Source organism: Halorubrum tibetense (assembly GCF_055396225.1).
The window spans coordinates 1,712,037-1,727,352 of record NZ_AP043742.1 but is presented as its reverse complement, the minus strand read 5'-3'; the positions used below and the strand labels follow the sequence as shown (position 1 = coordinate 1,727,352).

General features: G+C 61.9%; 12 protein-coding genes, 1 tRNA gene and 1 pseudogene. 8 read left to right on the top strand and 6 right to left on the bottom strand.

Translation table 11 applies throughout. The features are described 5' to 3' along the window. Nucleotides 1-38: 38 nt before the first annotated feature. Complete coding sequence (locus ACZ5TV_RS08745) at nucleotides 39-1,043, bottom strand: TatD family hydrolase (protein WP_379779292.1); 1,005 nt, start codon at nucleotides 1,041-1,043, stop codon at nucleotides 39-41. Nucleotides 1,044-1,145: 102 nt separating this feature from the next. Here ACZ5TV_RS08745 and ACZ5TV_RS08740 point away from each other — a divergent pair, with 102 nt between their 5' ends. Both ACZ5TV_RS08740 and ACZ5TV_RS08735 read left to right on the top strand, forming a co-directional pair. Then, complete coding sequence (locus tag ACZ5TV_RS08740) at nucleotides 1,146-2,192, top strand: WD40/YVTN/BNR-like repeat-containing protein (protein WP_379779294.1); 1,047 nt, start codon at nucleotides 1,146-1,148, stop codon at nucleotides 2,190-2,192. A gap of 1 nt (nucleotide 2,193) precedes the next feature. Beyond that, nucleotides 2,194-2,625, top strand: a complete 432-nt coding sequence (locus ACZ5TV_RS08735; protein WP_379779296.1) for a DoxX family protein — start codon at nucleotides 2,194-2,196, stop codon at nucleotides 2,623-2,625. A gap of 50 nt (nucleotides 2,626-2,675) precedes the next feature. Here ACZ5TV_RS08735 and ACZ5TV_RS08730 read toward each other — a convergent pair whose 3' ends face one another. Together ACZ5TV_RS08730 and tnpA are read right to left on the bottom strand one after the other, a co-directional pair. Beyond that, complete coding sequence (locus tag ACZ5TV_RS08730) at nucleotides 2,676-3,935, bottom strand: RNA-guided endonuclease InsQ/TnpB family protein (protein WP_464383707.1); 1,260 nt, start codon at nucleotides 3,933-3,935, stop codon at nucleotides 2,676-2,678. 2 nt (nucleotides 3,936-3,937) lie between these two features. Beyond that, nucleotides 3,938-4,330, bottom strand: a complete 393-nt coding sequence (gene tnpA / locus ACZ5TV_RS08725) for an IS200/IS605 family transposase (protein WP_379784026.1) — start codon at nucleotides 4,328-4,330, stop codon at nucleotides 3,938-3,940. A 570-nt stretch (nucleotides 4,331-4,900) separates the two neighbouring features. Here tnpA and ACZ5TV_RS08720 point away from each other — a divergent pair. The 3 genes and pseudogenes from ACZ5TV_RS08720 (at nucleotide 4,901) to ACZ5TV_RS08710 (ending at nucleotide 8,371) form a co-directional block, all read left to right on the top strand. Beyond that, a pseudogene (locus ACZ5TV_RS08720) lies at nucleotides 4,901-5,896 on the top strand (tyrosine-type recombinase/integrase). Between the two features lie 112 nt (nucleotides 5,897-6,008). Further along, a complete protein-coding gene (locus tag ACZ5TV_RS08715; protein WP_379780303.1) occupies nucleotides 6,009-7,400 on the top strand; it encodes an ATP-binding protein in 1,392 nt (463 codons plus the stop codon). 101 nt (nucleotides 7,401-7,501) lie between these two features. After that, nucleotides 7,502-8,371 carry a DNA adenine methylase gene (locus ACZ5TV_RS08710; RefSeq protein ID WP_379780305.1) on the top strand — a complete coding sequence of 290 codons (870 nt, stop codon included), beginning with the start codon at nucleotides 7,502-7,504 and terminating at the stop codon, nucleotides 8,369-8,371. Nucleotides 8,372-8,386: 15 nt separating this feature from the next. Here ACZ5TV_RS08710 and ACZ5TV_RS08705 read toward each other — a convergent pair whose 3' ends face one another. The 3 genes from ACZ5TV_RS08705 to ACZ5TV_RS08695 all read right to left on the bottom strand — a co-directional run bounded on the left by ACZ5TV_RS08705 (nucleotide 8,387) and on the right by ACZ5TV_RS08695 (nucleotide 10,912). Continuing rightward, entirely contained in the window at nucleotides 8,387-9,424 is a 1,038-nt protein-coding gene (locus ACZ5TV_RS08705) for a restriction endonuclease (RefSeq protein WP_379780307.1), read from the bottom strand. Between the two features lie 71 nt (nucleotides 9,425-9,495). Continuing rightward, a complete protein-coding gene (locus ACZ5TV_RS08700) occupies nucleotides 9,496-10,518 on the bottom strand; it encodes a DUF7961 domain-containing protein (RefSeq protein WP_379780309.1) in 1,023 nt (340 codons plus the stop codon). Nucleotides 10,519-10,839: 321 nt separating this feature from the next. After that, a tRNA-Arg gene (locus tag ACZ5TV_RS08695) sits at nucleotides 10,840-10,912 on the bottom strand. Between the two features lie 162 nt (nucleotides 10,913-11,074). On the opposite strand from ACZ5TV_RS08695, the gene ACZ5TV_RS08690 reads away from it, so the two are divergent. The 3 genes from ACZ5TV_RS08690 to pepF all read left to right on the top strand — a co-directional run bounded on the left by ACZ5TV_RS08690 (nucleotide 11,075) and on the right by pepF (nucleotide 15,313). Then, the gene (locus ACZ5TV_RS08690; protein ID WP_379780311.1) at nucleotides 11,075-12,697 is read left to right on the top strand and encodes a PAS domain-containing protein; all 1,623 of its coding nucleotides are present in this window, start codon (nucleotides 11,075-11,077) and stop codon (nucleotides 12,695-12,697) included. A gap of 130 nt (nucleotides 12,698-12,827) precedes the next feature. Continuing rightward, nucleotides 12,828-13,310, top strand: coding sequence for a ribosomal protein S18-alanine N-acetyltransferase (gene rimI / locus ACZ5TV_RS08685; RefSeq protein ID WP_379780314.1), 483 nt, complete (start codon nucleotides 12,828-12,830; stop codon nucleotides 13,308-13,310). A gap of 203 nt (nucleotides 13,311-13,513) precedes the next feature. Then, the gene (gene pepF / locus ACZ5TV_RS08680; protein WP_379780316.1) at nucleotides 13,514-15,313 is read left to right on the top strand and encodes an oligoendopeptidase F; all 1,800 of its coding nucleotides are present in this window, start codon (nucleotides 13,514-13,516) and stop codon (nucleotides 15,311-15,313) included. The last annotated feature ends 3 nt before the right edge of the window (nucleotides 15,314-15,316 follow it).

Genomic DNA, 15,316 nt, shown 5'->3' with positions numbered 1-15,316 from the left:
CGCGTCGACCGTCCCTGAGCCATCCGTTTCGACCCCCGTCACTCCGTTTCGAACCCGAACACCTCACGCGGGTTCTCCAACACCACGTTCCGGATATCCTCGGGGTCGATCCCGTATCGGTACAGCTCGAATATCGCCCGCTTCACCGCGTAAGGATCCGTTCGGAGGACGTTCGCGCAGTCCGTATCGATCAGGATCCGATCGGAGCCGTACTCGTCGATGGCGTCGGCGACGTCCGCGGCGTCGACGCCGATCAGCCAGGAGTGGCCGATCGTGTAGCTCAGGTAGCAGTCTGTCTCCTCCATCAGGTACGCGGTGTTGTTGGCGTCGGCGTGGGAGGCGACGACGCGGTCGTCGTCGAGGCCGGCGTCACGCATCGCCTCGACGTCGAGCCGCACCGCGTCGAGCGCGGGGTTCTCGCCGTCGAGGACGGGGTCGGCACCGAGCCCCGCGTTCTTCTCGTATCCCGGTGTCACGCCGAGACCGTCGCGGTACGGTCGTTTCGCGTCCGTCGACGTGTTAGGCGTGTGGAGGATCACGGGGAGGTCGTGGTCCCGGGCGAGCGCCATCTGTGCCTGGACGACCGCCTGCTGTTCGTCGACGCCCCACGCGCTGACGTGCTGGGAGGGGACGACGCCGGTCTCGCCGACCGCGACGACCTCGTCGAGCGCGCAGTAGGCGTCCATCGCCGTCAGCAGCTCGTCGGGGTTCTCGATCCGAACGCCGGTGTGGACGCCGAGCCCCAGTTTCGCCTCGAAGAAGTGGTTACGTTCGATCGCCGCCCGGCGGTTGATCGCGTCGTCCCAGAGGAACCGGACGTCGTCCGCCTCGACCGGCTTGTACGGGGTCCAGTGGTAGCCGGACGCGACCATGAGCATGGACCGGCAGCCGGCGAGCGCGTACCGCTCACGGTCGGCCCACGAGAGCGTGTGTGCGTGATTGTGCGGGTCGATCCACGGGAGGGTGAGCAGCTCCCGTGGCGGGTCGATGTCGTCGAGATGCGCCGCGTCAGTCGGTCGCTTCGTTGGGGTCGGTGTGGTCATTGGCGTGTGGTGCGGGACGTGTAGCCTCCGTTATGCCCCCGGTCACTTAGCGTTTTACGGGTTGGTAAAACTTTAGTATGCGTCGGACTCACACTCTCGGGTATGACACTATTGATCGGAACGGATAACGGGCTGTACCGCGTCGCCGACGTGCCGTTCGAGCGCGGTGAGCCCGAGCGAGTCCTCGACTGCGGGGTCGTCACCGCCGTGACGTCGTGGGGCCACACCGACGGCGTCTTCGTCGCGTCGAGCACGGGGGCGTACCGGTCGGTCGACGGGGGTGAGACGTTCGAGGACCTCGGCGTCCCGCTCGGCGACCGGTTCTGGCACGCGGGGCAGAGCGAGGTGTGGTCGATCCTCGCGACCGCCGACGGCGCGCTGTACGCGGGCACGAACGACCCGTACGTCTTTCGTTCCGTCGACGCCGGCGACACTTGGACCGAGCTGAAGGGGTTCCGGGAGCTCCCCTCGCGAGGGCACTGGGAGTCGCCGATCGACCCACACTACGCACGGCTGCGCGCGCTCGAAGCGGTCCCGGGCCGACCCGAACACCTGATCGCCGGCGTCGAGGCGGGCGGGATCCACCTCAGTCGCGACGGGGGGCGGACGTGGCACGACCGCCGCGACACCATCGTCGACGACATCCATCAGGTCCTCCCGATCTCCGAGGACGTCTGGCTGGCGACGACCGGCTACCTCGATCACGACTTGGAGAACCTCGGGCTCGGCCACGCCGTCGGGGAGGGCGGGCTGTGGCGGACGACCGACGCCGGCGACTCCTGGAGCCGTCTCGACCGCGGTAACGACTTCTCCTACATCCGGCGGGTGTTCGTCCACGACGGGACCGTCTTCTTCTGTGGCGGCGAGGAGGCCCCGCCGGCCTGGGTGAACGACGACCACGAGGTCGCGCTGTTCGAATCGACCAACTTCGGCCGCGACTTCGAGCGCGTTCCCTTCCCCGGCGAGCCACACGAAGTGATCGAGACCTGGGCGGTCCACGACGGCGAGGTGATCTGCGGCTCCGGGCTGTTCGACGTCCCCGACCAGCGCGACGACGTCGAGGGACGGATCGTTCGTCGGACCGACGAGGGAACCTACGAAACGGCCGGCCGGGTCGACGCGAACGTCAGCCGGATCGAGGTGGTGTGAGATGGGTGGCGACGACGCCGTCACGCGCGATCCCCCATCGACGCTTGGACGGTCGCTGTACGCCGGTATCCTGGCGTACATGGCACTCGACGGATTCAAGAACAATGACAAGCGGGTCGCGGTCGCGGAAGCGAAGGGGGTCCCGATGCCGGAGCTCCTCGTTCCGTTCGTCACCGGAATGCTGTTCGTCGCTAACCTCGGTATCGTGCTCTGGCGGTTCCCCCGGGCCGCCGCGGGGGCCGTGATCGTCTTCTTCCTCGGGACGACCCCCGCGATCCACGATTTCTGGACGATGGAGGGGGAACAGCGTCACGCCAACAAGATCAATTTCCTGAAGAACGTCGCCCTGCTCGGCGGCGCGGTCATGTTGCTCGACCGGGCAACCGGCAGGGAGTCGGATCGAGACGCCCGCGGCGCGCCCGAAGACGAGTGACATCCTCCTCGCCGTAAACGGCGAGGCTTCCCACGCATGGGGAATACCAGTTAGTCGTCGCTGGCAGAGGGTTTCGGCTCTTCGTAGGCCGTGAGCGTCATCTGCGCTGGTACGCTCTTCTCACGGTGAGTCGTGGCGGTGTCACAACCGCTCCCATCCCGATGTGAGTCATCGCGTTCCGCCTTGTCAAGCGGGACGCTCTCTCCCCACGGGTCAATCCGTCGTGCGATATTCGCGGAAGCGTTGATGTCGGCCTGAAACGTCGAAACGTGGCAGTCGTCGTTCGGACATCGGAACTCGGCCTGCGAGTCCCGCCGACCGATACGGTGGCACGAGTGACACGTCTGCGACGTGTACGCCGGATTCACGTACTCGACCGGGATACCCGCTTCCGTCGCCTTGTCCTCGATGCGCCCCTGCAGTCGGGCGAACGCCCACGAGTGAAGCCGACGGTTCATGTACTTCCCGTAGTTGAGCCGTTCACGGATGTACGTCAAGTCCTCCATCACCAACACCGGGTTCTCGTACCGTTTGGCGTACTCGACGGCTTGCCAAGACGCTTTCTCCACGATGTCGGTGAGCGCGTTCTGGTAGTGGCTGAATCGGTCGTCAATCCGCCACTCGGATGCGTCACGCTCTTGGAGTCGTTTCAGGGTCGTGTGCATCTCTTTGCGGAGATGCTTCGCTCTGCTTCCGCTACACACGAACGGGTCAGTCGGAGAACCTTCCTTGAGGGCACAGCCCGTGATGAGGGCGGTTTCTCCGATGTCTAAGCCGATGTGCGTGGCGTCACCGTCTGTCGCTGGTTCTTCGACTGGGTACTCGGCGGTGACGTGCAGTACCCAGTTCTTCCGGTGTTGCTGAAGTCGTATCTCGCCCGCCTTCGCGTCCTCCGATACGAGGTCGTGCCAGAGGTCTTCCTGTTCGGGGTTGATGCGGAGCGGTATCCAGAAGTTCGTTCCCCGACCGGGGCGGGGAACCCACCACGTGAATTCGTAGTCGCGCTCGTCGGAGTGGTCGAACTTCGCGGCTTGGTTCGTGAGCCGTATCGGGTGGCCGTCGTCCAACTCCTTCGCGTTGTACGTCTTGCGGAGTTTCGGGACGTAGTTGCAGAGCGCGGCTTTGGCCTGATACGGCAGGTCGTAGGGCGTCACGATGTCGCTCACCGCCGACATGGTACTCGCCCCGGCGTCGAACGCCTCTTGCAGACCGTCACGGTACGTGTCGAGCAGGTCGTTGAGTTTCGACTGCTTGTGCGCGGTGGGGGGCGCGAACGTCGCCTGCAACGTCTTCGTGACGGTCGTGGACATCGCTACTGCCCCTCGACGTACTTCATGAGTACGTCGATGCTCACTTGGCCGGTGGTGGCGAGGAAGTATCCCGGTTGCCAGAACGCTTTGTTGAGTGCCTGCCGAACCTCGGGGTTCTCGTCACGGATTTTGCGGGACGTGACGCCCTTGAGCGAGTTGATGAACTTGGTGAGGTCAGTCGTTGGCTTCGCCGTGAAGAGGATGTGAACGTGGTCGCTTCCGCCGTTGACGTTCTGGATGTTCACGCCGAAATCCTCTGAGATGTCGCTGGCAATCTCACCGACCCGTTCTGCGATTTCGTCGGTGAGTAGGTCTGCGCGGTACTTCGTGACGGTCACGAAGTGATATTGGAGTGCGTAGACCGTGTGCGACCCGGTTTCGAGGTTGTACTTCATTTGGCCGTACTGATTTCTGCACACCCAATTCTAATAAATGTTTGCAGTCGTGGGGTATTCGGCCTGCAACCGACGGTGGTTCGTATAGGAGTTGTCGGCTTCACGCCCGCCGTAAACAGCGGGATTCTCGCCTTGAAAAAAGATAGGCCCGCTCTTCCTCACACGTCTCTGCTCTTCTCTTACCATCGAATGGTGAGACCAGCATCCGCCTGCTGACTAAGCGACAGACCGCGATCATGGGCGGCGGTTTCCCGCGGTAAGGGCGTTCCCCGTGCACGTACCTCGCAACCGACGCCGCGGCCGGGTGCGACTCCGTCGACGAACGGCGTCCGCTGGATGGCCTCGTCAACGATCACGTGCACGAGCTGCTCAATGAGTGCCGCCACCGTCAGCTGGGATCGATGGGTAAATGAACACGATCCTGTCCGTTGGATGTGGATCGTTACGAAACGGAACGGGCGCGACGGGCGCGAGTTCATACTGAGAACGGATCGTCCTTTCGGGCCTGTACTGCCCGAAATCGAGGACTTCAGATCGGGGTCGTAACTGCGACTCGCGCCACCAAGAGCGATGAGTCTCGAACCAATCGACCCGGAAACAGCCGTAGAACTGTACCTCGCCGATCGCGAAGCCGAGGTGGCCAAAGCAACGCTGTACTCGCACAGCTCCCGTCTCGGTCACTTCGTTCGCTGGTGTGGTGAAGAAGACATAGACAACCTGAATGAGCTGAGCGGACGGAGCCTTCACGCGTATCGTCTGTGACGTCGTCGCGAGGGTGACCTCGCGCCCGCGACGGAGAAGACCCAGATGGACACGATTCGCGTCTTCGTGAAATGGTTAGAGAGCATCGACGCCGTCGTCGACGATCTCCATACGAAGGTGCGGTCGCCCGTGTTGCGAGACGGGCAGAACGTCCGCGACGTGATGCTCGAGTCCGATCGTGCTGAGGAGGTTCTCGAGTACCTCTCGAAGTACGAGTACGCGTCACGTCCTCACGTCGTGATCACGCTGATGCGAACTGGCGCGGTCCACTCGCTCGACGTCGACGACTACGATCCGGAAGGGCGGTACATCGCCGTCATCAACCGCTCAGAGACGGGAACGACGATCAAGAACGGTACCGATGGAGAACGGTTGATCGCGTTATCGAACGAGGTGTGTCGGTTGCTCGATGACTGGATCTCGAATCGACGGCCCGATGTTGATGACGAGTTCGAGAGACGACCACTTGTGTCGACATCGAACGGGCGAGCACATCGATCAACGCTTCGAGGTGATTGCTATAGGTACACAAGGCCCTGTATTTCCACTGGAGAGTGTCCCCACGACCGTGATCCAGACGATTGTGACGCGATGGTGTATACTGCCGCGTTTGACTGCCCCTCAAGCGTCAGTCCACACGCCCTTCGACGTGGTGGAATCACTCACCACCTGAACAATGATGTTCCGAAAGACGTCGTCAGCGATCGTGCGAACGTGACACCGGGAGTTCTCGACGAGCACTACGACCGACGGAGTCAGCATGAGAAAATGGAGCAGCGCCGAGGGTATCTCGACAACATCTGAGACGCGCTCGCCGATCACTGTTCGTCACTGCCCATTATAATATACTCAAATATGATATTCTAGAATATGATTATTCAGAATATTTTTATTCTACAGTCACTAACTCGTCGCCATGGTAGACTTCGTGAACCGGTCGGAGGAACTGGATCGACTCTACGATCTCTTCGACTCGGGGAGCGCAGACCTTGCGGTCGTGTACGGGCGGCGACGGCTGGGGAAAACGAGACTCGTAAAGAAGGCGCTTGAGAGACAGGAGAACGCAGTCTTCTATCAGGCACGACAGAAGACGCGAGAGCTCCAACTGGAACAGTTCATCGAGGCCGCAGCCGAGACGTTTCCCGGCATCGAAGACATTCGTCCCGACTGGGAGCGGCTATTCAGGTATCTGGCCGATCAGAATGCAATCGTCGTCCTCGACGAGTTTCCGTACCTGATCGAACAGGACGAGAGTCTTCCGTCAGTGTTACAGGCGTTGTTCGATCACGACTTCGACGAATCGGAGACGACGTTCGTTCTGGTCGGATCGTCGATCAGCATGATGGAGGAAGCAACGCTACTCGGAGACAGCCCGTTGTACGGCCGGACGTCCCTCACACTTGATATCCGTGAACTCTCGTTCGACGCCGCGATGGAGTTTCTCCCGGACGATGCGACAGCGGACGAGGCCGTGCGTGCGTGGAGCGTGTTCGGTGGCGTTCCCTACTACCTCGAGGAACTCGACGCGGATCGATCGTTCGGCGAGAACATCCAGCAGACGGTGCTGACCCGTCACGGGTCACTCCGCAACGAGCCGGAGCACGTTCTTCGTATGGAGCTGACAGAGCCGACGCGCTACTTCTCGATCCTCGAAGCGATCGCCGGCGGGGCGACCGGACGGAACGAGATCGCCGGTGTGACAGGTATCGACTACAACCAGCTATCGACGTATTTGGATCGACTCTCTCGGCTTCGGCTTATCGAACGGCACGTGCCGGTGACCGAGAAGCCGGAGCGATCCAAGCGAAGTCAGTATCGGCTGCGTGACCCCTTGTTCCGGTTCTGGTTCCGGTTCCTGTACGGGAGTTCAGATCGCTACGACCAGTTCGGCGACAAGGCCTACGAGCGACTCGTCGAACCGGAGTTGGCCGACTTCGTCGCTCCCGCCTTCGAACAGCTGTGTTGTGAGGCCCTGTGGACGCTGTACGATGAGACACCGATCGTCGATGTCGGACAGTGGTGGTATCAGGACCACGAGATCGACGTCGTCGGGCTCACTGACAAGGATACGCTCGTCGTCGGCGAGTGTAAGTATCAGGAATCGCCACTCGACTACAGCGCACTAGGCTCACTGGAGGCGCACGTCGAGGAACTCCGGTGGCAGCCGTCGGGCGGTGGCACGCGAACCGTCGAATACGTGCTGTTCTCCCGGAGCGGGTTTACGGATAGCGTCCGCGAAGCCGCTGCCGGACGTGACGATTTACGTCTCTATACGATCGACGACATCGTCGCCGTGCTCGGAGAGTAGTTACTCTCCAAACGCTATCTCAACAAGACTGATCAAGTATCGAGAGAGATTGCTACTCCAACGAGACAGTTTTTTGCTAATACCGAGGAGATCTATATTGAATGGTGGAGCCGATCTTAAAATGGGCGGGTGGGAAGCGCCAGCTTCTCTCAGAGATCACGGCGCAGTTTCCGATCTCATATGAGGCGTATCACGAACCGTTCGTAGGGGGTGGCGCTGTCTTTTTTCATCAGGATCCTGACGATGGGACGATAAACGATCTGAACACGCGGTTAACAACGTTTTATGAGATCGTTCGAGACCGACCGGACGCCCTCATTGCCGAGAACAAAACACACGAGCATACGGAGGAATACTACTACGACGCTCGCTCGGAGTTCAATACGCACCTTACCCAGTCGACTCTAACACAGGACGAGAGGGTTCGAGAGGCGAGCTTACTATTATACTTGAATCGGACGTGTTTCAACGGATTGTACCGGGAGAACAGTGATGGCGAATTCAACGTCTCTTTCGGACGGTATTCAAATCCAGATTGGGTACAAGAGCAGCGGATTCGGAAGGCATCACGTGTTCTCCAAGACACAGTAGTTTTTAATACGGATTTTAGCTACGTCGTCGATGAGGCTTCTAGTAGCGATCTTGTGTATTTTGATCCGCCGTACGAACCGGTGTCGAAAACCGCGGATTTCAACTCATATCAGGCGGCTGGATTCGATCGAGAGGACCAACGGCGGCTTCGTGATGTCGTCATAGAGCTCACAGAGATGGATGTTTCCGTGATTCTCTCTAATTCGCCGCCGGTTGTAGAATTATACGAGGGCTACGACGCGTTCTCGGTCAGGTACGTAGACGCCACTCGTGCGATAAATAGTGAGGCCAGCAGTCGTGGGGAAGTCTCGGAAGTACTCATTACAAACGTTCCACCAGATGAGCAACGACGAAAGACCCTCTCCGACTTTACAGAATGAGTCGTCGAAAATCCCTCAGCGTGGCGTCGAGGCTAGAACGTATTGTTGCTGGGCTCCTCGACCGCTCGTAGTGATTTCTGGAAGGCGAACGAGCCACTGTCCGACGGTTCGGGCACGTCGACGAGTGGTTGAGTCCGAGAGATCTGTTTCGGCAGCGAGGATCTCCGTAATATCACTTCGGGAGAGAGTACCGTCTACTTCCAGCTGAGCGTATACGCGGGAGATGATCTCGACATCACGGATCTGTTGTGTGAGTAGATCATCTGCGGATTCTCGATTGCCACGATCGAGGTACGTGAGGTATTCCTCACCGAGGCGAGTGAGTCCCCAACGGCGGATCGTGTGGTTGTCGACTTCGACCTCCTGTTCTTTGTGGAGAAACTGGAGAAGCCACGCGGCAATACCGTAATAATCCGCTTGCCTCGGATCAAACGAGTCCGTATCTGTCTGTCTTCGGACGTAGTCTGCGATATTGGATTTAGTGTCGGAACCCACTCCAACCGCCTGGATGACAGTGCGTATCACCTCAAAGTTGTCCGCCTGTGGTACTTCTAGTGACGGAATCGTGTCGGTGCGCTCCGGCTTCTCGAACGCGCTCCAGAACGTGGGATCGAGTTCGTATGACTCGTCGTCTGTAACGACGCCGATACTGCTCTCGATCATGATGTCCGTGAGCCGGTCACCGTCGATCAACCGAATGAAATCTTGGTTTGCGCTTGTCTCGGCGCCAGACGTGAACGAGGATGTCGTGATCACCGTTCCGATGTGATACTGTTGCTCTGAGAGTGCGCCTTTAAATCCGCGGAGGGTGCGGGCTCCGACGGTGTTCCCAGTAGCATATTGTTTCGCTTGAATGCCAAGCCGTGCGTGGAACAGTTCTCGATCGATGACCGCGTGAATATCGATTCCACCATCGCCACGGAACGGCGTTAGCTCAAGTTCACGAGTTGGCTCCGCACGCTCGATCACCATCTTACAGAGCTGTTCAAACTGCTCGTGGTCAATCTGTAACCCCTTATCAAGCAGTTCTTCTTTTACCGTCGATACTCTCATTCAGGATCGAAGTTCTCACGGCTGAATAAAAATCCTCTCGCCAAAGCGACCAGTATGTTACAGCGGCTGGATCAATCTTTGGTTGAGAAATCTAGCTCCGAATACTCGTACGTGTAACACTTGATCCCGTTCTCCTCACAGTGCTTCGCAAGCTCTCCCGGCGATACGTCCTCCTCCTCGACATCACCCAAGAATGCGACTGTCACGTTGTCATCGCCACGCTCCCCAGAGTCTTCCACCACGACGGCTGTGTTTGGATCGTTATGGCTGGTCTTGATTACCTGGTCTCCCGATACATACGGGTTCTCCGCGAATGCGAGATTCTCGTGTTTGTACGTCCAGAGCTTGACGTCCTGGTCGTCACAGTACGACGCGAGGATCGCGGGGTGGTAGTCGCGCCACGCACCCGGTCCTTCGTCGAGCGAACTCGGGAACGCGACCCGCACAGCTTCCCCGTCCATTTCGTGTCCAAACGCCCCAGTGTTCTGCTCCGGGGGCAGAACCTCGACGACGATCCCCACCGACGGCTCCGAATCCCCGGCCTTCACCACTCGATCTCCCGGTGAGAACGGATTCTCTGGCTTCTGATTCATGTGAGCGGTATTGGGCCCGAGATCGAGCAGCTCGTTCATCGGTCGAGCCGCGAGGTGGTCGAGCTTCTCCGGGGAGTCACCGGAGAAGGCCGCCTCCGTTTCGACCTTCGACTTCAGGGTCTCGAGGCGCTCCCACCCGAGTAGCATCAAACTGTCTTCGTTGTCCCGGTGCCAGACCATTACCACTATGTCGTCGTCGGGATCGCGCTCAACCAGGGACTGAGGAAGAAAAGCAGAGACATCTCGTGAGGATTTCACGTCGACCGTGTAGCCGAACACCTCGAAATCGTGTCCGGAGAAGCTCTCGGGGTTACACCGTCGGATCGCCTCCTCGTTTTCCCACTCCCACATCTCGACGGGGAGGTACTCGCGACAGAACTGTTCGAACGCGAGCTCGCCGAGGTTACCGATCCGCTTGACATCTAGGTCGTCGGCTCCCTGAATGACCGCTTGGTGGTGGGCTCGCTCGTGATCGATTTCGTCCGGGGTGAACCGATACATCAGTTGAGTATTAGACACCGGACAGATATATTTTCAGTATGAAATATCAAATCAAAGAAAGAGAGGGCGAGGGAGCGTCATGATTCCGGCCCCGACGAGAGCGGCTGGTTAATCGTGAAACCTCGAGCTAGACTGGCCTAGCACGACGAAACCACCAACCACCCAAAGGACTTTATCCCGACTCCGTCAGGTGTATTTCACGAACCGCACGAAGGCGACGACCCCCGTCACGCTGCCTGACGAACTCAAACCCGTCACTGGGGGTTCGTTTTATATACACCCGGCCGCCGTCCTGTCAATTTGCCCCGTCAGAAAACGGAACGGGCGCGACGGGATTTGAACCCGCGGCATCTTGGTCCGGAACCAAGTGCTCTGTCCGCTGAGCTACGCGCCCTCACGAACGCGTATTCCGGGCGAGCGTTTAACGCTTCTGACTCCCGGTGTTCCGGGTCAAGCAACGACACCCGAGCACCCCAACCGGACATCGATATCAGTTCTGGTATTTTGTGGGCGCTGGTTTATATACACGCACTCGTAGACGGGAACGAGTCGAACGATGACCCTGCGACCCCGCGACCAGACACGCCCGACGAACGACGCCCCTCCCACCGACAGCGACCGCTTCCTCGCGACGGTCGCCGTCGATGGCGAGGTGACGTTCGCCGGACCGTCGGTGCCGGGAGTGCTCGGGGTCGATAGGGGGACGTTCACGGGAAGCGACTTCCTGGAGTACGTCCACCCGAACGGCCGGACAGCCGTCTCGGACGCGCTCTCGGCGGTCGCGACCGACCGCCGAGTCACCCACCGGCTGCGACACGCGAGCGGCGGCTACGTCTGGGTCGAGTCGGTCGTCGACGAGGCGCTCGCGCCGGCGTTCGAGGGGCGCGTCGTCACGAGCCGACGGGTCGATGTCGACGGGGCGTTCCCGGACCGGTTCCGGGAGTTCCTCGAGTACGGTACCGACATCGTCACCGTCGTCGACGCGGACGGGCGCGTCCGGTACGAGAGCCCCTCGGTCGAGGACGTGCTCGGCTACGAGCAGGGGTCGCTCGTCGGACAGTCGCCGCTCGGATACGTCCACCCGGAGGACCGCGAACGCGTAACGGAGGGGTTCTATCGGGCACTCTCGGATCCCGACACGGCGGCGGCATCGTTCGAGTACCGCTACCGAACCGCCGACGGCGACTGGGTCTGGCTGGAGTCCAGAACCCGGTCGCTCCCGGACGACGCCGTCGGCGAACTGGTGATCAACTCGCGGGACGTGAGTGAGCGGAAGCGCCGCGAACGGCGGCTCGCGGACCGGAACGAGAGACTCGACCGGTTCGCGAGCATCGTCTCGCACGACCTCCGGAATCCCCTGTCCGTGATCCGTGCGTCCATCGAGATGGCCAAACACAAGGACGACCTCGACCCCCTCGACCGCGGCGAGCGGGCGGTCGACCGGATCGACCAGCTCACGACCGAGCTCCTGACGCTGGCTCGCCAGGGGGACGGCCTCGTCGAGCCGACGGAGTTCTCGCTCGAAGCCGTGGTCCACGACGCATGGGAGGTTGCGGGGACGGCCGACGCCGACCTGCTCGTCGGCGACGATGCAACGATCCGCGGGGATCGGAGCCGGATCCAACAGGTGTTCGAGAACCTGTTTCGGAACAGTGTGGAACACGGTTCCACGAGCAACCGGACACAGTCCGGAGACAGCGTCGAGCACGGCTCGACTAGCAGTCGGGCAGAGCCCGACGACAGTGTGGAACACGGTTTCACAAGCGAAACGTCGCGAACCGCGGGCTCGATGGCGGATTCAGCCGCGCCGACGATCGCCGTGACCGCGACGGACGGCGGGTTCATCGTCGCCGACGACGGTCCCGGCATCGACCCGGAGAACCGGTCGGACGTGTTCGAGTCCGGGTTCACGACCAGCGACCACGGAACCGGATACGGCCTCGACATTGTCCGCGAGATCGTCGAGTCTCACGGCTGGCGGGTCCGCCTCGCGGACCCCATGCCCGAGGCGGCGGACGACGGTCCCCGCATCGACCCTCCAGCGGACCGACCGGTACACGGACGCGCCCTGGCTGTCGGGGGTGCCTGCGACGACTTCCGGCCGAGCGGCGCGTGCTTCGTCGTTCACGCTCCGACGCCCTCGGAGATCGACCGATCGGAGCCGTGGATCGCTCGGTGAATCCCGACATGTCGGCAGCCGGTGGTCGGACAACCGCGCCATCGTGTGCGCGGGCGACCACGGGCCCGGGACCGTTCCCTGTGGCGCGTCGGCCCGCCGCGTTTATTCCGTTCGGCACCGAAACCGGGCCGTGACTCCCGTCGAGGCCACGATCCGGCGTGCCGAACGGGGCGACTTGCTCGATGTGGTTCGGATCGAGCGGGCGTGTTTCGACGACCCGTGGCCGTACGACGCCTTCGAGCGGCTGGTGGACGAGCCGGCGTTCCTCATCGCCGAGCGCGACGGGCGCGTCGTCGGGTTCGTCGTCGCCGACGTCACTCCCAACGCGGGTCGCGACATCGGACACGTGAAGGACCTCGCGGTCGCCCCCGACTACCGCGGCCGGGGGATCGGCCGCGCGCTCCTCCGGTCGGGACTGGCACGGCTCCACGCAGGCGGCGCGGCGGTCGTTCGATTGGAGGTCCGCGAGGGCAACGAGGCAGCCAGATCGCTGTACGCCGACGAAGGGTTCGAGCCCGTTCGGCGGGCGACTCGCTACTACCGGGACGGCGAGGACGCGCTCGTGCTCGTCGTCGACCTAGCGGAGTGGGTGTCCGGCGAGTCGACCGGGTGACACCGATCGACTGGCAGACATCGATCGACTGGCAGACATCGATCGGCCGATTGATACCGACCGGTGGGGCTCGCCGCCCGCCGCCTGTCGCCCGTCGCCTGCCGCTCGCCACCGGTCGCCCATCGCCTGTCGCCCGCTGCCGCGAACCGGTCCCGCCTTCCGCTTTTGACAAGGCTTAGTGCTCGGGGGGAAAACGGGTTGATATGAGTTCGGTTCCCGAGCGGTCCGATATCGACGAGGCGTACAAGTGGGACCTCGAGAGCGTCTTCGAGGACGACGAGGCATGGACGGAGGCGTACGAGGCACTCGCCGACCGTCTCGACGAACTGCGGGCGTACGAGGGCCGCGTCACGGAAGGGCCGGAGACGCTGCTCGAGCTGCTCGAACTTCGCGAGGACGTGTTCCGCGATCTCGCCCGCGTCGTCACGTACACCCGACTTCGGAGCGCCGAGGACACCCGCGATCAGGAGTACCAGGCCATGGCGGCGAAGGCGTCCTCGCTACAGTCCGAGGCGTCGAGCGCGACCTCCTACTTCGAACCCGAGCTCCAGTCGCTGACCGAGGCGGAGGTCCAGGAGTTCATCGAGGCGGAGCCCGAGCTGGCGACGTACGAGCACTACTTCGACGACGTATTGCGGATGAAACCCCACACGCGGTCGACGGAGGTCGAGGAGGTGCTCGCCGAGCTGTCGGAGGTCACCGACGCGCCGAGCGAGATCTACTCGATGCTGACGAACGCCGACATGACCTACGGCGTCGTCGAGGACCCGGACGGGGAGCCGGTGGAGATCACGCAGGCGAACTTCACGAAACTACAGACGAACCCCGACCGCGACTTCCGCCGCCGCGTCCACGAGACGTTCTACGACGAGTGGGCGGACGTCCGAAACACCGTCGGCACGTCGCTCGAGAAGGCGGTGCGCGAACACGTGACGAGCGCGGAGATCCGAAACTACGACAGCGCCCGAGCGGCCGCCCTCGACGGCACCAACGTCCCGGTCGAGGTGTACGACACGCTCGTCGACACCGTGGACGACAACCTCGACGTCCTGCACCGGCACGCGGAACTGAAGGCGGACGCGCTCGGCGTCGACCAGCTCCAGAGTCACGACCTGTACATGTCGCTAACGGGCGATCAGGGCCCCGACGTGGAGTATGACCAGGCGGCCGAGTGGGTGATCGAGGCGGTCGCGCCGCTCGGCGAGGCGTACCAGGAGCGGATGGCCGAGGGGCTCGACTCGCGGTGGGTCGACGTGTACGAGAACCGCGGCAAGCGGTCGGGCGCGTTCTCCTCGGGCACGTACGACACCCAGCCGTTCATCATGATGAACTACCAAGACGATGTCGCCTCGATGTACACATTGGCCCACGAGCTCGGTCACTCGATGCACTCCGAGCTCGCGGGTGACGCCCAGCCGTGGCACGACGCAAGCTACGAGATCTTCGTCGCCGAGATCGCCTCGACCGTCAACGAGACCCTCCTCACCCACTACCTGCTGGAGAACGTCGAGGACGACGAGCTCCGGACTCACGTGCTCGACGAGTACCTCGAACGGTTCCGGTCCACGCTGTTCCGGCAAACGATGTTCGCCGCCTTCGAACAGCGGATCCACGAGCGCGTCGAGGCCGGCGAGGCGCTCACTCCCGACGCCTTCGACGAGCTCTACGCGGACCTGAAAGGGTCGTACTACGAGCCCGCCGAGCTCACCGGCGGCATCGAGCGCGAGTGGCAGCGGATCCCCCACTTCTACTACGACTTCTACGTCTACCAGTACGCGACCGGCATCTCCGCCGCCGCCGCGATCGTCGAGCGCGTGCTCGAGGAGGGCGAACCCGCCGCGGCCGACTACCGCGAGATGCTGAAGGCGGGCGGCTCCGACTACCCGCTCGCGGTCGTCGAGCGCGCCGGGATCGACATGTCCTCGCCCGACCCGATCGAATCCGCGGTCGGGATCTACGACGGGTACCTCGACGAGGTCGCCGCGCTGCTCGATCTCGACTGACCG